Origin of the sequence: Pseudomonas sp. S31 (genome assembly GCF_016648105.1) — a bacterium.
Taxonomy (GTDB): domain Bacteria; phylum Pseudomonadota; class Gammaproteobacteria; order Pseudomonadales; family Pseudomonadaceae; genus Aquipseudomonas.
In genome coordinates, this window is the sequence record NZ_JACVVE010000001.1 from 277,626 (window position 1) to 296,568 (window position 18,943).

At 61.4% G+C, this 18,943-nt stretch carries 20 protein-coding genes; 10 read left to right on the top strand and 10 right to left on the bottom strand.

Annotated elements, in window-relative coordinates; genetic code table 11:
• Position 1: 1 nt before the first annotated feature.
• Positions 2–895, bottom strand: a complete 894-nt coding sequence (locus tag IAE37_RS01135; protein WP_201167555.1) for a LysR family transcriptional regulator — start codon at positions 893–895, stop codon at positions 2–4.
• Between the two features lie 122 nt (positions 896–1,017).
• On the opposite strand from IAE37_RS01135, the gene IAE37_RS01140 reads away from it, so the two are divergent.
• On the top strand, positions 1,018–1,866 hold the full coding sequence (locus IAE37_RS01140; protein WP_201167562.1) for a nitroreductase family protein: 849 nt from the start codon (positions 1,018–1,020) through the stop codon (positions 1,864–1,866).
• Here IAE37_RS01140 and IAE37_RS01145 read toward each other — a convergent pair.
• The 9 genes from IAE37_RS01145 to IAE37_RS01185 all read right to left on the bottom strand — a co-directional run bounded on the left by IAE37_RS01145 (position 1,853) and on the right by IAE37_RS01185 (position 10,113).
• Positions 1,853–2,137 (bottom strand): DUF971 domain-containing protein, encoded by a 285-nt coding sequence (locus IAE37_RS01145; protein ID WP_201167566.1) that lies wholly within the window; start codon positions 2,135–2,137, stop codon positions 1,853–1,855. The two genes, IAE37_RS01140 and IAE37_RS01145, sit on opposite strands and share 14 nt — an antisense overlap.
• Complete coding sequence (locus IAE37_RS01150; RefSeq protein WP_201167569.1) at positions 2,137–3,102, bottom strand: HEAT repeat domain-containing protein; 966 nt, start codon at positions 3,100–3,102, stop codon at positions 2,137–2,139. The genes IAE37_RS01145 and IAE37_RS01150 overlap by 1 nt, the downstream gene beginning before the upstream one ends.
• Entirely contained in the window at positions 3,099–3,950 is an 852-nt protein-coding gene (locus IAE37_RS01155; protein WP_201167571.1) for an ABC transporter ATP-binding protein, read from the bottom strand. The genes IAE37_RS01150 and IAE37_RS01155 overlap by 4 nt, the downstream gene beginning before the upstream one ends.
• Positions 3,950–4,732, bottom strand: coding sequence for an ABC transporter permease (locus IAE37_RS01160; protein ID WP_201167574.1), 783 nt, complete (start codon positions 4,730–4,732; stop codon positions 3,950–3,952). Before IAE37_RS01160 ends, IAE37_RS01155 begins: the two co-directional genes overlap by 1 nt.
• A gap of 15 nt (positions 4,733–4,747) precedes the next feature.
• Entirely contained in the window at positions 4,748–6,154 is a 1,407-nt protein-coding gene (locus tag IAE37_RS01165) for an ABC transporter substrate-binding protein (RefSeq protein WP_201167578.1), read from the bottom strand.
• A gap of 122 nt (positions 6,155–6,276) precedes the next feature.
• On the bottom strand, positions 6,277–6,522 hold the full coding sequence (locus IAE37_RS01170; RefSeq protein WP_201167581.1) for a 4Fe-4S dicluster domain-containing protein: 246 nt from the start codon (positions 6,520–6,522) through the stop codon (positions 6,277–6,279).
• A gap of 90 nt (positions 6,523–6,612) precedes the next feature.
• Entirely contained in the window at positions 6,613–8,337 is a 1,725-nt protein-coding gene (locus IAE37_RS01175) for a fumarate reductase/succinate dehydrogenase flavoprotein subunit (protein WP_201167596.1), read from the bottom strand.
• Positions 8,334–9,083, bottom strand: a complete 750-nt coding sequence (locus IAE37_RS01180; RefSeq protein ID WP_201167598.1) for a GntR family transcriptional regulator — start codon at positions 9,081–9,083, stop codon at positions 8,334–8,336. Before IAE37_RS01180 ends, IAE37_RS01175 begins: the two co-directional genes overlap by 4 nt.
• Before the next feature lie 136 nt (positions 9,084–9,219).
• Complete coding sequence (locus IAE37_RS01185; protein WP_201167601.1) at positions 9,220–10,113, bottom strand: LysR substrate-binding domain-containing protein; 894 nt, start codon at positions 10,111–10,113, stop codon at positions 9,220–9,222.
• A 234-nt stretch (positions 10,114–10,347) separates the two neighbouring features.
• Between IAE37_RS01185 and IAE37_RS01190 the strand changes: the two genes are divergently transcribed.
• The 9 genes from IAE37_RS01190 to IAE37_RS01230 all read left to right on the top strand — a co-directional run bounded on the left by IAE37_RS01190 (position 10,348) and on the right by IAE37_RS01230 (position 18,942).
• Positions 10,348–11,193: a transporter substrate-binding domain-containing protein gene (locus IAE37_RS01190; protein WP_201167603.1), complete on the top strand. Its 846-nt coding sequence runs from the start codon at positions 10,348–10,350 to the stop codon at positions 11,191–11,193.
• A gap of 12 nt (positions 11,194–11,205) precedes the next feature.
• Positions 11,206–11,868 carry an amino acid ABC transporter permease gene (locus IAE37_RS01195; protein WP_201167605.1) on the top strand — a complete coding sequence of 221 codons (663 nt, stop codon included), beginning with the start codon at positions 11,206–11,208 and terminating at the stop codon, positions 11,866–11,868.
• A 7-nt stretch (positions 11,869–11,875) separates the two neighbouring features.
• Positions 11,876–12,595 (top strand): amino acid ABC transporter permease, encoded by a 720-nt coding sequence (locus IAE37_RS01200; RefSeq protein ID WP_201167607.1) that lies wholly within the window; start codon positions 11,876–11,878, stop codon positions 12,593–12,595.
• Positions 12,565–14,067, top strand: coding sequence for an argininosuccinate lyase (gene argH, locus IAE37_RS01205; RefSeq protein ID WP_201167609.1), 1,503 nt, complete (start codon positions 12,565–12,567; stop codon positions 14,065–14,067). The genes IAE37_RS01200 and argH overlap by 31 nt, the downstream gene beginning before the upstream one ends.
• A complete protein-coding gene (locus IAE37_RS01210) occupies positions 14,064–14,804 on the top strand; it encodes an amino acid ABC transporter ATP-binding protein (RefSeq protein WP_236409717.1) in 741 nt (246 codons plus the stop codon). Before argH ends, IAE37_RS01210 begins: the two co-directional genes overlap by 4 nt.
• An 88-nt stretch (positions 14,805–14,892) precedes the next feature.
• Complete coding sequence (locus tag IAE37_RS01215) at positions 14,893–15,666, top strand: amino acid ABC transporter ATP-binding protein (protein ID WP_201168485.1); 774 nt, start codon at positions 14,893–14,895, stop codon at positions 15,664–15,666.
• A 214-nt stretch (positions 15,667–15,880) separates the two neighbouring features.
• The gene (locus IAE37_RS01220; protein ID WP_201168488.1) at positions 15,881–16,867 is read left to right on the top strand and encodes a DUF1852 domain-containing protein; all 987 of its coding nucleotides are present in this window, start codon (positions 15,881–15,883) and stop codon (positions 16,865–16,867) included.
• A 27-nt stretch (positions 16,868–16,894) separates the two neighbouring features.
• Positions 16,895–17,926, top strand: coding sequence for a methionine synthase (locus tag IAE37_RS01225; protein ID WP_201167618.1), 1,032 nt, complete (start codon positions 16,895–16,897; stop codon positions 17,924–17,926).
• Positions 17,927–18,012: 86 nt separating this feature from the next.
• A complete protein-coding gene (locus IAE37_RS01230; RefSeq protein ID WP_201167621.1) occupies positions 18,013–18,942 on the top strand; it encodes a LysR family transcriptional regulator in 930 nt (309 codons plus the stop codon).
• The last annotated feature ends 1 nt before the right edge of the window (position 18,943 follow it).

Consider the following 18,943-nt stretch of genomic DNA (forward strand, 5'->3'; position numbering starts at 1 on the left):
ATCACGGATGGTCGGAAAGGCGCTCCACGATCCAGTCAATGAACAATCGCACACGAGCATTCAATTGCTTGTTTGGCGGGTAGATGACAGAGATTGGAATTGTGGTGTTGGTATGGTCTGCAAGGATTGGGACTAGCGTCCCGGCTTCAAGCAGCCGAGCAACTACAGCGGCATGGGTCTGCCCTATACCGAGCCCGTTGACGAGCATGCTGATGTGGCTCGCACTGTCGTTCGCTGCAACGTCGTAGCGGGAGATGAGCTGCTCTGCACCTCGCTTTCGGAAACGCAAAGGCCATACCTCGCCGTTTGCGGCACTGAAATAGCCTACCAGCCGATGATCGTCCAGATCAGCGGGAGAGCACGGTGTACCGTAATGCTCTAGGTATCCAGGGCTTGCACACGTCACCAGTTGGTCCTTGAACAGCGTCTTGGCGACCAGCGATGAATCGGCCAACTGCCCGGCGCGGATCACGCAGTCGACGCCCTCCTCGATCAGGTTGACCGGACGGTCGCTGATGCCCAGTGCCAGCTGGATATGCGGGTGGCGATCCCTGAACTCGCTCAGTACCGGGAGCAAAATGAACTGAGCCAGCGACGAGTGCAAATCGACACGAAGCCGCCCTCGTGATGCGGCGCCCATGTCACGCAGGTGCATCTCTGCCTCGTCCAGCCGAGCCACCAGTTGGCTGACCTTCCGGTAGTACTCGGCACCCTCCATCGTCAACGTGACGGCGCGAGTGGTCCTCTGCAAGAGCTTGGTTCCCAGATGCTGCTCGAGCTCCTGCAGGGCTTTGCTCACAGACGAGCGGGGCATGCCCAAGTGCGCGGCCGCCTTGGTGAACGAACGCGTCTCGACGATTCGTTGGAAAGCGCGAATTGCAGTCAGATGATCCATGGGGGGATTGTATTGGCTGCACAGCTATTGTCCACAGCTGTGAATTATGTAGTCGGATTTCGGTGGCTTATCTTGCTCGCCAGGCGCGATAACCTGTGGTCAATCTTATTCGGAGTTCCCAGATGACCGAGCTTACTCACACTCACGCCGATCTACTTCAGCAACGCTACGGCAACCAGCTGAAACCTGAGAAAATCATCATGACCCCGGTAGTCGAAGCCATGCTGCGTCACAAGTCCGTGCGGACTTTCCTGCCGGACGCACTGCCTGAAGGTGCTATCGAAACGTTGGTCGCGGCCGCGCAGTCGGCATCGACATCCTCAGCGCTGAACCAATGGAGCCTGGTAGCGGTAACGGATGTGGCCCTGAAGAACGAAATCCATGACACCGTTGCTCGGGAAGTGAAGGTTGATCGCATCCCCTGGATCCTCGAAGCCCCGGCGCTGCTCCTGTGGGTCGCGGACGCGTCCCGCTCGGCAGGCATTACCCGTGATCTTGGTGACGAGCCGTTGGTACTGGACTACCTGGACTCGTTCCTGATGGCATCTGTCGACGCTTCGCTTGCTGCGCAAAATGCAGCGCTGGCAGCCGAGTCGATGGGGCTGGGTATCGTCTTCCTGGGCGTGATGCGAAATATCGCAAAAGAGCTGGCAACGATGATCAACCTGCCTGACCACGCCTTCGTAAGCTTCGGCATGGCCTTGGGCCGTCCTGACGCTGAGCGTACCAGCGCTATTCGCCCGCGCCCCGCTCAGCCAGTGGTTCTGCACTACAATCGTTACAATCAGGAAGGCTACTGCGACTACGTGGAAGATTACGAACAGGCGGTCAGTGAGTTCCGCACCCAGCAGAACATGGCAGCGAAAACCTGGAAGGGAGCCCTGCACAACTCCATGACCAGCATGCAATACCTGGGTGGCCGCAAGGCGTTGCACGAGATGGTTGTAGAGAAGGGTTTCAAGCTTCTTTGAAGAGATCGCGCAGGTAGCCCCAGGGGTAGATACCCCGCTCATGCCCATCGCTGAACACCAGCTGCACACCGTAACCCTGCGCCACCACACACTCGACGCGAACGTCCTCCATCACCAGCGACACCCTCCCCTGCAAGCGTGCCGCTCGGCACTGCGAGCAGGGGCAGGCGCCACGCAACCGCGCATGGCTGATGACCCCCTCGACATCCGCCCACTGCAAGGCCAATTGCCCAGTACTGCGGTGGTTGCGGATCTTGCTGGGGGCCTTCATCAGGCCGCCCCACGCAATTGCGCCAAGGCGATGCGCACCGCCTTGCGCACTTCCGGGTCGCTGTCGGCCTCGGCCGCCTGCAGCGCCAACAAGGCACCGCCCTGGCCCAACTCGCCAAGCGCCAGAGCGGCCTCCTTGCGCAGATTAGCGATGCCATGCTGGAGCAATTCGGCCAACGGGCCCAACGCAGCGGCATGGCGTAGGCGGCCCAGGGAGCGGGCGGCGCGCAAGCGCACCTGCCAGAAGTCGTCGCCCAGTGCTTCGACCAAGGCCGTGCCGGCGTTCTCATGACCCACCTTGCCCAACGTCGTAGCGGCTTCCTCGCGCACCTGCCAGGCGGGGTCATGCAATGCGCCAACCAATGCCGGCAGAACGGTGAGGTCGCGCGCCAGGCCCAAAGCGCCAATTGCTGCACGGCGCACCTCGGTGTCGGGTTCGTGCTCAGCGAGCTTCGCCAGAGCGGGCAGCGCAGGCTCATGCTTGAGCCAGCCGAGAATACCAACGGCCTCGCGTCGAACCGCAGGGTCCTGGTCCTCCAGCGCCAGCAAGGCAGGTCTCGCTGCATCCTCCATGCGCAGCTCACGCAACGCACGCAAGGCACTGGCACGGACGAAAGCATCGGCATGGCCGGCCCACGGTAGGATCAACTCACCGGCTTTCAGGCTCTTGAGTTCGCTGAGGCTTTGCGCAGCAGCCAGGCGCACCGCGTCGGCACTATCGACCAGCGCGGCGCACAAGGCCTGTACCACCTCAGGTTCCTCCCAGGCTTCCAGCAGGCGCGCGGCCTCGGCACGCACTTCCTCGGCGCCATCGACCAACAGGGCATCGGTCAACCACGGCAAGGCGTCGGGGTCTTCCAGGTCGGCCAGCTCGATCAAGGCGATGCGCCGCACACCCGCGTCGCCGGCTTCGAGGCGTGGCAGCAGTTGGGTGATTTCCGGATTGTCGGTGCTTCGTTCGGTCATAGCGCGATCCTTAACGGTGGATAGTCGGAGGCTGGCAGGCCTAGCGGTGTCAGACGCGGTAGTTCGCGGCCTTCTTCATGGCTCAGCAAGGCCAGGCAATGGCGTTTCAGATGGGTGAACTCAGGGCTGGTCAGCAAGCCGGAACGACGCGGGCGCGCAAAGTCCAGGCGCAGGTCCTCGATGAAACGACCGGGGCGTGGGCTCATCACCAGGATGCGGTCGGCCAGGAACAGGGCTTCGTCGATATCGTGGGTGACGAATACCACGGTGGTGCGGATGCGTGACCAGATATCCAGCAACAGCTCCTGCATGCGCGAACGGGTTTGCGCATCCAGGGCGCCGAAAGGTTCGTCCATTAGCAGCAGGCGCGGGCGATTGATCAGCACGCGGGCGATCTCGGCACGCTGCTGCATGCCCCCGGACAACTGGCTGGGCCAGCGCTCGGTGAAATCGGCCAAACCCACCAGCTGCAACATCTCGCGTGCCTGCTGGCGGCGCTCGGCCTTGCCCAGCCCCTGCATCTTCAAGCCGAAGGCGACGTTGTCGAGGATACTGCGCCAGGGCAGCAAGGTATGGTGCTGGAACACCATGCCGCGCTGCGGCGACGGCCCGGCAATGGCCTGGCCATCCACGCTCAGCTCGCCACTGCTGGGCACCAGATGCCCGGCCAGGGCACCGAGCAAGGTCGATTTGCCACAGCCGGACGGCCCCAGGATGCAGACGAACTCCCCCGGTTCCACCTTGAAACTCAGGCGTTGCACTGCCTCGAACGCCTCATGGCCGTGCCCCAACCGAATCGACAGGCCATGCCCATCGATTCGCCCAGGCACCTGCTGATTACGCTTCATCAACCGGCCCTCCGCACACGATACCAGGGCGTAGCCAGTGCTCCGAGGCGTTTGACCAGCGCACTGCTGCCCATGCCCAACACGCCGATCAACAACATGCCGACGATGATGTCCGGGTAGTTCTGCAAGGTGTACGACTCCCAGGTGTAGTAACCGATGCCGAACTGCCCGGCGATCATCTCGGCCGTGACCAGGCAGAACCACGAGGTGCCCATGCCGATAGCCAGGCCGGTGACGATGCTCGGCAACGCCCCGGGCAGTATCACTTCGCGCAGGATCGCCCAGCGCCCGGCACCGAGGCTGCGCGCCGAGGCCACCAGCCGCGGGTCGACGGCCTCCGCGCCATGCACGGTGTTGAGCAGGATCGGAAACAACGCACCGGTGAAGGTGATGAACACCATCGACAGTTCAGACGACGGAAACATCAGTATCGCCAGCGGGATCCACGCTACCGCCGGAATCGGGCGCAGCACTTCGAGTGGCGGCAGCAGAATATCCTCGGCCCATTTCGAGCGGCCGATCAGCAGCCCCAAGGCCACGCCAAGCAATGCCGCCGCCGCATAACCTGCAAACACACGCGACAGGCTGCTGCCCAGGTGCGCCAGCAGGGTGCTGGCGGTCAGCAACTGCCAGGCTGCGTCCAGCACCGCTTGCGGTGTGGGAACATAGGTGAAGGTCAGCAAGCCGAGGTCCAGCTTGCCGCTGGCCGCCACCTGCCAAAACAGCAGGCAAGCCAGCAGCGAAACCAGGCGCACGGGCCAACGCTTGAAGTCGCGGGTCATGTCGGTGCCTCCGGATCAGCGCTGGGCGACCAGTTTCTGGTTGGCACTGACGAAGTCCAGCGCTTCACCGCCATGGGCCTTGGCGTACTGCTCGGCCTGGTCCTTGAGCAGGAATGCAGCCAGCTCGCCCTTGGCGTTGCGCACGAACCAGGCCTGGTTGGCGAGCAGCTTGATGCCGCTGTCGGCAGCCTGGGCATAGATCGCACGGATGTCCTTGCCTTCCTGCTCCAACTGGGCCAGTGCGCCCAGTGCGGCTTCCGGGGAAGCGTAATGGCGTACCTTGTCTTCACCGCGCACCCAGATCTGCGCCAGGCGGCTGAAGTCGGTGATCGGCTTGCCAGTGAGCGCGTCGTTGGCCTTGAGTGGCAGTGGGTCGTAGTTCTTCAGCGCCGTGTCGTAGTCCAGGCCGGCCTGCTCGAAGGCCGCGCGGATGAACTGGTCGTCGATGAACTGGTCGGTGTCGAGGACACGGTCGGTCTTCTTCAGCAACTTCAACGTCGCAATGGATGTGGCCACCGCCTGGCGATATTCAGGCTTCCAGGTCAGGTCGCGGGTCTGCAGGCCGAGCGGGCCGTGGAACAGGTAATTGACCTCGGCCTCGATGCCAGTGACTTTCTCGATCAGCTCGCTGTACTTCTCCGGTTCGGTAGCGATCAGGCGGTCGGCTTCAAGACTGGCGCGCAGGTAGGCGGTGACCACTTCGGGGTACTTCTTCGCATAATCGGCATCGACCAGGGCGCCATGGAACGTCGGCGCGTTGGCCTGGGCACCGTCGTAGATCTTGCGAGCAAAGCCACGATTGGGGAACAGCTCGGCGAACGGCACGAAGTCGGCGTGGGCTTCGATACGGTTGCTGCGCAAGGCGGAGCCCGCGATTTCCGGGGCCTGGGCGATGATCCGCACATCCTTCTGCGGATCCCAGCCCTGGGCTGCCATGGCGCGTAGCAGCATGCCGTGGGCAGTGGAGGCGAACGGTACGGAGATCGTCTTGCCCTTGAGTTCGGCCAGCGATTGCACTTTCGAGGCTGCCGGTACGACGATGCCGTTGCCGCTGCCATGGACACTGCCAGACAGCACGCTGATGAACACGCTACGCTTGCCGGCATCCAGGTGCGCAACGCCGTTGAACGAACCGGGGAAGTCGGCCATGGCGCCGAAGTCGAGCTTGCCGGCGACCATCTCGTTGGTCAGCGGCGCACCGCTGGTGAAGTTCTTCCACTCGACCTGGTAGTGGGCATCCTTGTACTTGCCGTCGTGCGGCAGGTATTTGTCGAGCAGACCCAGTTCACGGATCAACAGCCCGCCAGTGGCGCAGTTGATCGTGGTGTCCTGGGTGCCGATTGCAATGCGTATGGTTTCGGCGCTGGCATTCAGGCCAGTGAGCGCCAGCGCAAGGCTGGCCACGGTTGCTACAAGGCGCATGGGTGTTTCCCCTCGAATCGTTTTGAGTTCTGGAATCGTCTCCGCCGCCCGGCTTGGGTGGTGGGAAACGAGGGGCAGTGCAGGAAGGTGCGTCCGGTGGCTCGCCGGATGGCAGGGATGAATCAGCGCAGCAGGTACGGGATGTCGACCTTGACGGCGCCAGTGGGGCAGTCTTTCTCGCAGGGCATGCAGTACCAGCACTCGTCGAACGCCATGTAGGCCTTTTGCGTGGCCGGGTTGATCGCCAGCAGGTCCATCGGGCAGACCTCGACGCACACAGTGCAGCCTTTTTCGGCAATGCACTTGTCTTCATCGATGGTTACCGGTGCGCTGCTGCGAAAGAAGATTTCCTGCGGTTGGTGGGCCATTTCACGGGGTCCTTGGGGGCCTTCTTGGGCACCCTGTTCTAGTGGTTGACACATTGCCCTGTGGGGCTTGCCCGGCGGGTGATGTTTCGCTCAGGCGGCACTGGCGTTTACCCGCAACCGATCGTAGGCAGTCTGCTCTTCGGCATCCAGTTCGATCAGATAGGGCTCGACCGCTTTCTTGAAACTGGTCATTTCACCGTTTTCGCCTTTTTTCAGATGGCAATGGCAGAACCATTCGCCATCGTTGCGCTCGGGAAAGTCCACTCGGTGGTGGTATAGGCCCCAACGGCTCTCCTCGCGGAACAACGAGGCGCGCGCCGCCATCTCGGCGCAGTCGCGTATCACCGACACCTCCATGGCACGCATCAGCTCATGCGGGTTGCTGGCTTTCATCTGGTCGAGATCACGTGCGATCTCGGCAAAGCGCGACAGGCCGATTTCCATCTTCTTGGTCACCTTCGGCGGCTGCAGGTAATCGTTCACCATGCGCCGCAGCTTGTACTCCACCTGCGCCGGTGGCAGCCCATGCTCACGCTGCAACGGGGCGAACACCCGTTCGCGCTCACGCTCGACCTGAGTACGGTCAACCTCGGCAAATTCGCGCCCGACCACGTACTGCGCCGCGTTGACGCCGGCGAACCAGCCATAGGTGAAGGCCCCGAGCATGTAGTTGTGCGGTACCGCGGCCATGTCACCAGCGGCATACAGGCCTTTGACACTCGTCTCGGCCTTCTCGTTGACCCACACCCCCGAGGCTGAATGCCCCGAGCAGAAGCCGATCTCGGAGATGTGCATCTCGACCATGTGCTGGCGATAGTCGGTGCCACGCCCGGCATGGAACTGGCCACGGCTGGGGCGCTCGTTGCTGTGCAGGATCTCTTCGATGTTCTGGATGGTTTCCTCGGCCAGGTGGTCGAGCTTGAGGAACACCGGACCGTTGCCACCTTCGAGCTCCTGATGGAATTCCCACATCATCTGCCCACTCCAGTAGTCGCACTCGATGAAGCGCTCGCCCTTGCTGTTGGCGGTGTAGCCGCCCAACGGGCCAGTCACGTAGGCGCAGGCCGGGCCGTTGTAGTCCTTGATCAGCGGGTTGATCTGGAAGCACTCCAGGTTGGCCAGCTCGGCCCCGGCGTGGTAGGCCATGGCATAGCCGTCACCGGCGTTGGTCGGGTTCTCGTAGGTACCCATCAAGTAGCCCGACGACGGCAGCCCCAGACGCCCAGCGGCACCACAGGCGAGGATCACCGCCTTGGCCCGTACCACCCGAAATTCGCCACTCCGGCAGTCGAAACCAAGCACGCCAGCCGCGGCGCCTTCGCCGTCCAGCAGCACACGGGTGCAGACCATGCGGTTGCTGATCTCGACCCTGGCACGCTTGAGCTGACGATACAGCACCTTCTTGATGTCATGGCCTTCCGGCATGGGCAACACATAGGCGCCCATGTGATGGACCTTCTTCACCGCATAATCGCCGGTCTCGTCCTTTTCGAACTTCACGCCCCAGCGGTCGAGTTGCTCGATGGTCTCGAAGCTGTGGGTGGCGTAGGCATGCACAGTGGCCTGGTTGACGATGCCGTCATTGGCTACGGTGATTTCCTTGGTGTACTGCCCGGGCGTAGCATGGCCGGGGATGATGGCATTGTTCAGACCGTCCATGCCCATGCTGATGGCGCCACTGCGCTTGACGTTGGCCTTGTCCAGCAGCAGCACGCGCAGATGCTTGTCGTGCTCCTTGGCCTTGATCGCCGCCATCGGCCCGGCAGTGCCGCCGCCGATGACGATGATGTCGTAGTCCTGGGTCTCGATGCTCATGCCTTGCTCCCCTTCTGGCGGTCGATGCGCAGGCGGTACTGGAAGGCATCGCCGCGGTAGTACAAGTGTTCGAAGTCCAGCGGCGTGCCGTCGGCGGCGTGGGTCAGGCGTTCGATGCGCATGATCGGCGCGCCCTCCTCCACGTCCAGCGCCTGGGTCAGATCGCTGTCGGCCAGCACCGCGTCGATGGCCAGGTCAGCGCGCCCCAGGGCTATACCGCAGTCATTTTCCAGCAGCAGAAAGATGTCGCGGGTAACCAGGTCGGCCTTTTCCAGCTTTTCGCCGACGACCTTGGGCAGCCAGGTCAGCTCCAAGGACACCGGCTCGCGGTTGATCAGCCGTACCCGGCGGATCTCGGTGACCAGGCTGCCCTCTTCGACCTGCAGCCGCGTCGCCACCAGGGCGTTGGCCGGCACATGGCGAAAACTGCGCAGGCGGTTGATCACCTCATAACCCATCTGTGTCATCGACTCGCCCAGGCCCTGCAAAGTGCTGACGTTCTGGAACGCCTTGGGCTTGGCGACGAAGGTGCCTTTGCCATGGATCTTGAAGATCAGCCCTTCCTTCTGCAGGTCGCCCAACGCCTGGCGTACTGTGATGCGGCTGACATCGAAAGCCCTACCCAGCTCGCTTTCCGAGGGCATGCGTCTATGCGGTGGGTACGTGCCGTCGAGGATGCGCTCGCGCAACAGTTCCTTGAGCTGGGTGTAGAGCGGTATCGGGGACAGGGGTAGCAATTGGGCCATGATTCTCTTCGCTGACTTGTCATAACAAGTTGTGACCAGATCATAGAGGGCATAAGAACCAGCATGGAAATACTGAAATCGCATATGGATAGATGGATTTGTCTGGGCGCTCCAGGCCTGGCGTTCAGACTAACGGCTACCTCTGCGCCGCCTCTCTCAACATCTCCCCCGCCAGCAACCGAAACCGCTGGGTCAGCAAGTTTTCAGGACGGTCGGCTGAAAGCAGCAGGTAGGTATAAAAGCGCAGTTCCGGCTTGAACGGGCGGATATCGATGCCGGTATGCAGATACTCGGTAGCCACCAGCGGGCTGACGACGCTGACGCCCAGGCCCAGGCCGACCAGTGAGCAGACGGTGGCGGCGTGGGTGGCATCCAGGTTGAGCACGCGCGGGTCTTCTTCGGCGAACAGCCGATCGAGCCGCGTACGCGAGCCATCGGTGTGGGAAAGCGAAATGAATTCCTCGCCCTTGAGGTCAGCCGGCGTCACCGCCTCCAAGCTGCCGAGGCGATGGCCCTTGGGGAAGATGCACACTCCGGGCACGTCGCAGATGATCTCGGACTGCACACCGGCCATGTCTTCGGCCACATAGGACACCAGGCACACGTCGCAGAAACGCGTGGCCGCCCAGTGGGCAACGTTCGGCGAGTCATTGGTGTGGATAGAGATATGCACGTGCGGGTTCTGCTGGCGAAAGCGCTGGATGATGGCCGGCAGCAAGCCATGTGTCAGCGAGGGCACGGCGCCTATGCGCAACCGCCCGGTGCCACCGCGCTTGAGGTTCTGGGCGGAGGTTTCCAGGCTCTGCAGGCCAATGAACGCACGCTCCACATCGGTGAAGAACTGTGCGCCTTCATCGGTAGGCACCAATCGCCCGCCCACGCGCTCGAACAGCTTGAAACCATTGCTCCGTTCGAGCTGCCCGATCAGCCGACTGACGTTCGGTTGCGAGGTGTGCAACGCCTGGGCGGCAGCGGTCATGGAGCCGCTGAGCATCACCGCGCGAAAGGTCTCGATCTGCTTGAAGTTCATGGCCATATCATTTCTGCATGAGTGAATGATGTATTGTCATTTGATTGCATGACGCAGAGATTTTATAACTAGACCCACATCGACGTCTGCCCCTGCGCAACCCGATGCCAACCGAGCGTATACCGGCAAAATCAAAACAAAACCGGTGCTCCAGCCCCATTTCAGTTCTGCCCTTGTACTCATCGTTTCGTCGCACGCCAGTGCGGCGACGCAGCCAGGTAATCAGGAGGCATCATGTCGTTCTCGTATAAAAAACTAAGCGCTGCACTGGCCCTGTCATGCATGTCGTTGGCTGCGGTATGCACCGCTCAAGCTGGCGACTTGCCTGGCGTTCCGGCAGCTATCAAAGAGGCGGACCACCTACGTGCCGGCGTGCGTTGCGATCAGCCACCCTACGGCTACCAAGACGAAAAGGGCGATTTCGCCGGCGTCGAAGTCGAAATGGCAAAACAAGTCTCGTTGTGGGCCCTGGGCTCCAAGGACAAGGTCAGCTTCACCTGCGTGACCGCCGAAAACCGCGTGCCGCAACTGCTCGGCCGCAAGGTGGACTTTCTGATCGCCACCCTTGGTGTCACACCGGAACGTCAACGCGTGATCGACTTCACCACGCCCTACCGCTGGGGCGCGAGTGATGTGGTGGTCAAGAAAGACAGCCCGGTGCAGAAGATCTCCGACCTCAAGGGCAAGACGCTCGCCACGCTCAAGGGCTCGGTGCAGGCCAAGTGGTTCGAGGACCACATGCCCGATGTGAAGACGCTGCGCATGAACAGCGCGGCCGACGCGTTGCAGGCTTTCCGCCAGGGCCGTGCCGACGCCTACACCCACGACGCCGCCACGCTGGTGGTGGTCGCCGACAATGACAAGGACGCCCGCCGAATCGGCGAACCGTTCCAGATCTCCGATGCCGCCATTGGCGTGCGCAAGAACGACGAACAGTGGCGCGACTACCTGACTGCCGCAGTGCTGCGCATGCGCGAAGAGCATCTGTTCCGCGGCTGGGTCGAGCAATTCGTACCCGCAAACATCCAAAGCTACTACATCAGCGTCTTCGAGCAGGCCAAACCTGCCGAAACGCTCTGATCGGCCGCCGTCATGAGTTTCGATATCCATTACTTGATGGCGCAATGGCCAGCCTTGCTCGACGGCGTGCTGATGACGCTGCGGATAACGGCGCTGGCCATCCTGCTCTCATTGTTGATCGGTGTGCTGGGCGGTGCGGTGCGGGTCATGAAGGTGCCGGTGCTGTCGCAGGTCGTGGCGTTGTATGTGGAGTTGATCCGCAACACACCGATCCTGGTGCAGTTGTTCTTCATCTTCTACGGCCTCCCAGCCGTGGGGCTGGGGCTGTCGCTGTTCTGGTCCGGGGTGTTGTGCCTGTCGCTGTGGGCCGGGGCTTACCAGATCGAGAACATCCGTGGTGGCCTGGCCACCGTGGAGCGCGGCATGCGTGAGGCCAGCCTGGCGCTCAGCCTCAAGCCGGTGCAGTACTTCGCCCTGGTGGCCCTGCCGATCGCCTTTCGCACCAGCCTGCCAGCGATGCTCAATACCGCGATCTCGCTGCTGAAGAACTCGTCGTACTTGCAGGCCATCGGCCTGGCGGAGTTGACCTTCGTGGCCGTGGACCGCATTGCCACGGATTTCCGCGCCATCGAGATGTTCACCGCCATCTGCGTCATGTACCTGGTGCTGGTGGGTGTGCTCGCGCTGTTGACAGCCCGCCTTTCGGCCCGCTTGCAACGACCTTTCCTGCAGTGAGGCGACCATGAACTTCATTCTCGAAAACTGGAGCTTCGTTTCCAAAGGGTTGTTGATGACCCTGCGCCTGGCGCTGGTGGTGCTGCTGTTCACCACGTTGATCTCGGCAGTGCTCGGTGTGCTCGCCACCGTCAAGAACCGCGCGCTGTGGTGGACGATCCATGCCTACGTGGAGCTGTTCCGCTCCATCCCGCTGATCGTCAACGTGTTCTTCATCTTCTTCGGGGCGCCGATGTTCGGTGTCGATCTGAGCCCGTTCGCCGCAGTCACCGTCGGCTTGACCCTGTGGGGCAGCGCCAACGGTATCGAGATCGTGCGCGGCGGCCTGGAGTCGGTCTCCCGCCATCAGTGGAAAAGCGCCTGGGCCTTGGGTCTGCGCCCTTGGCAGATCTACCTGCACGTCATCGTGCCGCAGTCGATGAAAGCCATTCTGCCGGCCTATACCGGGTTGCTGACGATCCTGGTGCAAGCCACTTCGTTGGGAGCGCTGGTAGGTGTGGGCGAGTTCCTCAAGGTCGGCCAGATCATCATCGAACGCGAAACCGTCATGACCGGTGTCAGCCCGGCATTCACGGTCTACGGCGTGGTGTTGCTGGTGTACTTCGTCATCTGCTCGGCGCTGACCTGGCTGAGTCGCTACCTCGAACGTCGTCTGGGTCGCCCGGCGGTACGTACTTCTATTGGAGAGATTCCCGAATGCAAGAATCCAAAGTCAGTCGGCGCCTGAAAGAAAGCACCGCACCGCAAGTCAATGAGTACATCTATCGCCCGCGCCTGGAAGGCTTCGCCAGTGGTTTCGGCAACCTTGGCGACGTCAACAAGGCGCACATCCTGATGCTCGCCGAACAGGGCCTGATTCGAGGCGAGCACGCCAGTGTACTGGCCAAAGGCGTACTGGACATGGAGCAGGCCGGCCCGGACGCAGTGGAACTGGACCCATCCCGCGAAGATGCCTATTTCAACTACGAAGCGCATCTGATCGAGCAGATTGGTGCCGACATCGGCGGCCGCCTGCACACCGGTCGCAGCCGTAACGACATTCTTGCCACGCTGGATCGCCTGCGTTGCCGCGATCTGTTGATGGACCTGATCGACGAGTTGATGAATGTACGGGCAACGGCCATCCGCTGCGCCGAAATGTACGCCGAAGTGGTGATGCCCGGTTACACGCACCTGCAACCCGCGCAACCGATCACCTACGGCTACTACCTGAGCGCGGTGGAACAGGCGCTGGAACGGGACACCAAGCGCCTGATCCAGACCCTGGATTCGATGAACCAGTGCCCACTCGGCGCAGCCGCCTTCGCCGGTACGCCCTTCGATATCGACCGCTCGCGCACCGCCGAACTGCTCGGCTTCGACGGCTACCTGGACAACGCGCTGGATGCCATCGGCTCACGGGACTTCCTGCTCGAAAGCCTGTCGCACCTGAGCAACCTGGCGGTGTTCTGGAGCCGCGTCGCGCAAGACTACTTCGTGTGGAGCACCCATGAGTTCAACCTCATCGACTTCCCTGACAGTGTCGCTGCCACGTCCAGCATCATGCCGCAGAAGAAGAACCCGACCGTGCTGGAATATCTCAAGGGCCGTAGCGGGCACATCGTCGGCCTGATGATGGGTGCGAGCGTCACCATCAAAGGCACCAACTTCTCGCACACCGGCGATGGCAACCGCGAAGGCACCCGTGGTTTCTGGGAGGCCGCCGAAGAAAGCCTGCGCTGCCTGAAACTGCTGGACCTGGTGCTGCAGACCGCGACGCCGAACATCGACCTGGCGGTACGCCGTGCCGCGCAAGACTTCTCGACGGCCACGGGCCTGGCTGACTTGATGGTGCGCGAAGTGGACCTGTCGTTCCGCGAAGCTCACCACGTGGTCGGCGGCGTTGTACGCCTGGCGATGGATCAAGGCCTGCTGGCGAACCAGATCACCGCGCAGATGATCGATGCCTGCGCGATCGAGCAACTGGGCCACGCGCTGAACCTGCCCGAACAGAAAGTCCGCGAATGCCTGGACCCGGTCAGCAACGTGCAAGGGCGCACCTCCGCTGGCGGCCCGTCGCTAAGCTCACTCAAGCCAAGCCTGGCGCGGGCCAGCGCGCGGCTGACGGTCGAACGTGCCGCCAGCCAAGCGCGCCGCGAGCGTCTGAGCGCGGCTCACCTCAACCTGCAAGCCCTGACCCGGGCACAGGCGGGCCTATGAGCACGATCCTAACAGTGCGCGGCCTGCATAAAAGCTTCGGGCAGCACGAGGTGGTAAAGGGCGTGGACATGGATGTTCGCCAGGGTGAAGTGGTGGTCATCATCGGCCCCAGCGGCTCCGGCAAGTCCACCTTCATTCGCTGCCTGAACAGCTTGGAGGAACCGTCATTGGGCACAGTGGTGATCGGCAACGGCGACTCGGTCAACGCAGGCGACCACAAGGCCCTGGCGAAGCTGCGGGAAGACGTGGGGATGGTGTTCCAGGACTACACGCTGTTTCCGCACATGACGGTGTTGGCGAACATGATGCTCGCCCCGGTGAAGCTCAAGCGCTCGACCAAACCAGAAGCACAGGCCCATGCCCTGGCGTTGCTGGATCGGGTTGGCCTGCGCCACAAGGCCGAGCATTATCCGGCAGAGTTGTCCGGCGGCCAGCAACAGCGGGTGGCGATCGTTCGCGCATTGGCGATGAAGCCCAGATTGCTGCTGTTCGACGAGCCCACCTCCGCGCTGGACCCAGAAACCGTCGGCGATGTGCTGAACGTGATGAAGGGCTTGGCTGCCGAGGGCATGACCATGATCGTCGTGACACACGAAATGGGTTTCGCCCGGGAGGTCGCCGACCGCGTGGTGTTCTTCGACGGCGGCAAGATCATCGAAATGGGCCCGCCGTCCGAAGTGTTCACCGCACCTGAGCAAGCGCGCACCCGGCAGTTCCTGGAAAGCGTCCTGCACTGATCCGACTGCACGTTCACATCTTTTTCCCACACCTGGCGTGCCCGCCGTCATCGGCACGGCGCGCCTGTGCTCCGGCAAGGAGTTTCAAATGACTGAAGCGATCCGCAAGCCCCTGGACTCACTCGGCACACAGACCATGGTGCAGATGGAAAACGTCAACAAATGGTACGGCACTTTCCAGGTACTCAAGCACATCAACCTGACCGTGCATCAAGGCGAACGCATCGTGTTATGCGGCCCGTCGGGTTCGGGCAAATCGACGACCATTCGCTGCCTGAATCGCCTTGAAGAGCACCAGCAAGGCCGGATCCTGGTCGAAGGCACAGAGTTGACCAGTGACGTCCGCCAGATCGAGAGCATCCGCCGCGAAATCGGCATGGTGTTCCAGCATTTCAACCTGTTCCCGCACCTGACCATTTTGCAGAACTGCACGCTCGCCCCGATCTGGGCACGCAAGATGTCACGTCGCCAGGCTGAAGAAGTGGCGATGCATTATCTGGAGCGCGTGCGCATTCCGGAGCAGGCGCACAAATTCCCCGGTCAACTGTCTGGTGGCCAGCAACAGCGCGTCGCGATCGCCCGGGCGCTGTGCATGAAGCCCAAGATCATGCTGTTCGATGAACCGACCTCGGCGCTGGATCCGGAAATGGTCAAGGAAGTGCTCGACACCATGGTCAGCCTTGCCGAAGACGGCATGACCATGCTGTGCGTGACGCATGAAATGGGCTTCGCTCGTACGGTGGCGCACCGGGTGGTTTTCATGGACCAGGGAGAAATCGTCGAGCAGGCCACGCCGGCGGCGTTCTTTGATAACCCGCAGAATGAACGGAGTCGGTTGTTCTTGAGTCAGGTGCTGCATTGAGCTGCGAACACGCTGACGCCCAGCGCCCGGTGAGACCGGGAGCCGGGTATTGGTGTGTCATCGAACCCTGAGACTCGCCCATCACCTCATCGCTGTTACGTCATGAACATGACTAAAGGCGCTGTGAAATCAATTCAGTTCCACTCAAACAGCTCGCTCCCTAAGATACGTCTCAATTGTAGAGACTATGAATATTCGAGTGAGCGACCTGATCATGACAACTAGAGATGTCGAATTTTCCATCGAGCGCATCCGCTTCGACGAAAACTACCGCCCCTCGGAAAACACCCGGATCACCACCAACTTCGCGAATCTGGCCAGGGGCGAAAGTCGCCAGGAAAACCTGCGCAACACACTCCGCATGATTGACAACCGCTTCAATGCGCTGGCGCATTGGGACAATCCCAACGGGGACCGTTATCACGTCGAACTCGAGATCGTCTCGGTCGGGATGAGTATTGATGCCGGGCGCCGCGATAGCAGTCTGCCGCTGATCGAAATACTAAAGACGAATATCGTTGATCGAAAGTCGGGCGAACGCACCGCGGGCATGGTCGGGAATAACTTTTCCTCCTACGTTCGGGATTACGACTTCAGCGTATTGCTGCTGGGGCACAACAAGGACAAAGCAGTCTTCAGCACGCCCGAACACTTTGGTGAGCTGCATGGAAAGTTGTTCAAATGCTTCGTCAATTCAGAGACCTACAAGGCGCACTTCGACAAAGCCCCGGTAATCTGCCTGAGCGTGTCGAGCAGCAAGACCTACCATCGAACGGAAAACCAGCACCCGATCCTTGGCGTCGAATACCAGCAGGACGAATATTCGCTGACCGATGAATATTTCGCGAAGATGGGCCTTGAAGTTCGTTATTTCATGCCGCCGAACAGTGTCGCGCCGTTGGCATTCTATTTCTCCGGCGACTTGTTGACGGACTACACCCCTCTCGAGCTGATCAGCACCATCAGCACCATGGATACTTTCCAGAAAATCTATCGCCCCGAGATCTACAACGCCAATTCAGCAGCCGGGCAGTGCTACCAGCCAAGCCTGCAACACGCGGACTATTCATTGACGCGCATTGTTTACGATCGCGAGGAACGAAGCCGCTTGGCGATCGAACAGGGAAAGTTTGTCGAAGAGCACTTCATCAAGCCCTATCACGCTGTGCTTGAACAATGGTCCGCCCAGTACGCTGCCTGACTGCCCAGAAATACAAGGTTATCCCTCATGAATAAACTGCTTCCTACCTCCACCGCCGGCAGCCTGCCCAAACCCTCCTGGCTGGCCCAACCTGAAACACTCTGGTCCCCCTGGAAGTTGCAGGACGAAGCATTGCTCGAAGGCAAGCAGGATGCCCTGCGCCTGGCGTTGCAAGAGCAGCAACACGCGGGCATCGATATCGTCAGTGATGGCGAACAAACCCGCCAGCACTTCGTCACCACCTTCATCGAACATCTCAGCGGCGTCGATTTCGAGAAGCGTGAAACCGTACGCATCCGTGATCGCTACGACGCGAGCGTGCCGACGGTGGTCGGTGCCGTCGCCCGTCAGAAACCCGTGTTCGTCGAGGACGCCAGGTTCCTGCGCCAGCAGACCCAGCAGCCGATCAAATGGGCCTTGCCGGGCCCGATGACCATGATCGACACGCTCTACGACAGCCATTACAAAAGCCGCGAGAAACTGGCCTGGGAATTTGCCAAGATCCTCAACCAGGAGGCCCGTGAGCTGGAAGCGGCCGGCGTCGACATCATCCAGTTCGATGAGCCCGCCTTCAATGTGTTCTTCGACGAAGTGAATGACTGGGGCGTCGCCACCCTGGAACGTGCCATCGAAGGCCTCAAGTGTGAAACCGCCGTGCACATCTGTTATGGCTACGGCATCAAGGCCAACACCGACTGGAAGAAGACCCTCGGGTCCGAGTGGCGCCAATACGAGGAAGCCTTCCCCAAATTGCAGAAGTCCAGCATCGATATCGTCTCGCTGGAATGCCACAACTCGCACGTGCCAATGAACCTGATCGAGCTTATCCGTGGCAAGAAAGTGATGGTCGGCGCCATCGATGTCGCCAACCATGCCATCGAAACCCCCGAGGAAGTGGCCAGCACCCTGCGCAAAGCGCTGCAGTTCGTCGATGCCGACAAGCTCTATCCGTGCACCAACTGCGGCATGGCTCCCCTGCCGCGTCAGGTGGCCAGAGGCAAGCTGAATGCCTTGAGCGCCGGTGCAGAAATCGTTCGCCGAGAACTCTTGGCCCGTTGAAGGCGCCTCGCCGTCAGGAACCCAATCTCACAAGGACAATACAACCTTGCCGCGCTCGGCGCGGCTTGAGTGCCTGCCTTCTACCTATGATCGACTTGAGACACCTGCGCACCCTCCATGCCTTGCGTGAAACGGACAGCCTGCCTGAGGCCGCGCAATTCCTGCACCTGACCCAGTCGGCGCTGTCGCACCAGTTCCGCGAGTTGGAAAATCGCCTGGGCATGCCGGTATTCGTCCGCAAGTCCAAACCCGTGCAGTTCACCACCGCCGGGCTCAAGCTGCTGCAACTGGCCGACCAGGTGCTGCCCTTGATTCGCACGACCGAGCGCAACCTGAGCAAGCTGGCAGGCGGCTCGGCCGAACGCCTGCACATCGCGATCGAGTGCCACAGCTGTTACCAGTGGTTGATGCCCTCGCTGGACGAGTTTCGCAGCGCTTGGCCCGACGTGGAGCTGGACCTGGCCTCGGGATTGTCTTTCGCCCCGCTGCCCGCTCTGGAGCGCGGCGACCTCGATCTGGTGGTGACGTCCGACCCGGTGGACCTGCCGGGCATTACCTATGTACCGCTGTTCGGCTATGAGGCACTGCTGGCCATCGACAAGCATCACGCACTGCGCGAAAAACCGTACCTAGACCCGGCCGACCTCGCCAGCCAGACCCTCATCACCTACCCCATCGAGCGCAACCGCCTGGATATCTTCCGTGGCTTCCTCGACCCGGCCGACATCGAGCCGGCCCAGGTGCGAACGGCGGAGATGACGGTGATGATGATGCAACTGGTTGCCAGCGGCCGTGGCGTCTGCTGCCTGCCGAACTGGGCCGTGCACGAGTACACCTCCCGAGGCTACGTGATCGCCAAGCGCCTGGGTGAGCAAGGGCTGCAGGCCACCCTGTACGCAGCGGTGCGCAGCGACATGCTGGAAATGCCGTATATGAGCGATTTCCTGCTCACGGCGAAAGACATCTCCTTTACCACCCTGCAAGGCGTGAATGCAGTCTCGAGCTTGGTTCTCTAGG

Bases quoted from the DNA above. Each gene is read 5' to 3' on its own strand.
- IAE37_RS01135 (WP_201167555.1), bottom strand. From the start codon at position 895: ATGGATCATCTGACTGCAATTCGCGCTTTCCAACGAATCGTCGAGACG.
- IAE37_RS01140 (WP_201167562.1), top strand. From the start codon at position 1,018: ATGACCGAGCTTACTCACACTCACGCCGATCTACTTCAGCAACGCTAC.
- IAE37_RS01145 (WP_201167566.1), bottom strand. From the start codon at position 2,137: ATGAAGGCCCCCAGCAAGATCCGCAACCACCGCAGTACTGGGCAATTG.
- IAE37_RS01150 (WP_201167569.1), bottom strand. From the start codon at position 3,102: ATGACCGAACGAAGCACCGACAATCCGGAAATCACCCAACTGCTGCCA.
- IAE37_RS01155 (WP_201167571.1), bottom strand. From the start codon at position 3,950: ATGAAGCGTAATCAGCAGGTGCCTGGGCGAATCGATGGGCATGGCCTG.
- IAE37_RS01160 (WP_201167574.1), bottom strand. From the start codon at position 4,732: ATGACCCGCGACTTCAAGCGTTGGCCCGTGCGCCTGGTTTCGCTGCTG.
- IAE37_RS01165 (WP_201167578.1), bottom strand. From the start codon at position 6,154: ATGCGCCTTGTAGCAACCGTGGCCAGCCTTGCGCTGGCGCTCACTGGC.
- IAE37_RS01170 (WP_201167581.1), bottom strand. From the start codon at position 6,522: ATGGCCCACCAACCGCAGGAAATCTTCTTTCGCAGCAGCGCACCGGTA.
- IAE37_RS01175 (WP_201167596.1), bottom strand. From the start codon at position 8,337: ATGAGCATCGAGACCCAGGACTACGACATCATCGTCATCGGCGGCGGC.
- IAE37_RS01180 (WP_201167598.1), bottom strand. From the start codon at position 9,083: ATGGCCCAATTGCTACCCCTGTCCCCGATACCGCTCTACACCCAGCTC.
- IAE37_RS01185 (WP_201167601.1), bottom strand. From the start codon at position 10,113: ATGAACTTCAAGCAGATCGAGACCTTTCGCGCGGTGATGCTCAGCGGC.
- IAE37_RS01190 (WP_201167603.1), top strand. From the start codon at position 10,348: ATGTCGTTCTCGTATAAAAAACTAAGCGCTGCACTGGCCCTGTCATGC.
- IAE37_RS01195 (WP_201167605.1), top strand. From the start codon at position 11,206: ATGAGTTTCGATATCCATTACTTGATGGCGCAATGGCCAGCCTTGCTC.
- IAE37_RS01200 (WP_201167607.1), top strand. From the start codon at position 11,876: ATGAACTTCATTCTCGAAAACTGGAGCTTCGTTTCCAAAGGGTTGTTG.
- argH (WP_201167609.1), top strand. From the start codon at position 12,565: ATGCAAGAATCCAAAGTCAGTCGGCGCCTGAAAGAAAGCACCGCACCG.
- IAE37_RS01210 (WP_236409717.1), top strand. From the start codon at position 14,064: ATGAGCACGATCCTAACAGTGCGCGGCCTGCATAAAAGCTTCGGGCAG.
- IAE37_RS01215 (WP_201168485.1), top strand. From the start codon at position 14,893: ATGACTGAAGCGATCCGCAAGCCCCTGGACTCACTCGGCACACAGACC.
- IAE37_RS01220 (WP_201168488.1), top strand. From the start codon at position 15,881: ATGACAACTAGAGATGTCGAATTTTCCATCGAGCGCATCCGCTTCGAC.
- IAE37_RS01225 (WP_201167618.1), top strand. From the start codon at position 16,895: ATGAATAAACTGCTTCCTACCTCCACCGCCGGCAGCCTGCCCAAACCC.
- IAE37_RS01230 (WP_201167621.1), top strand. From the start codon at position 18,013: ATGATCGACTTGAGACACCTGCGCACCCTCCATGCCTTGCGTGAAACG.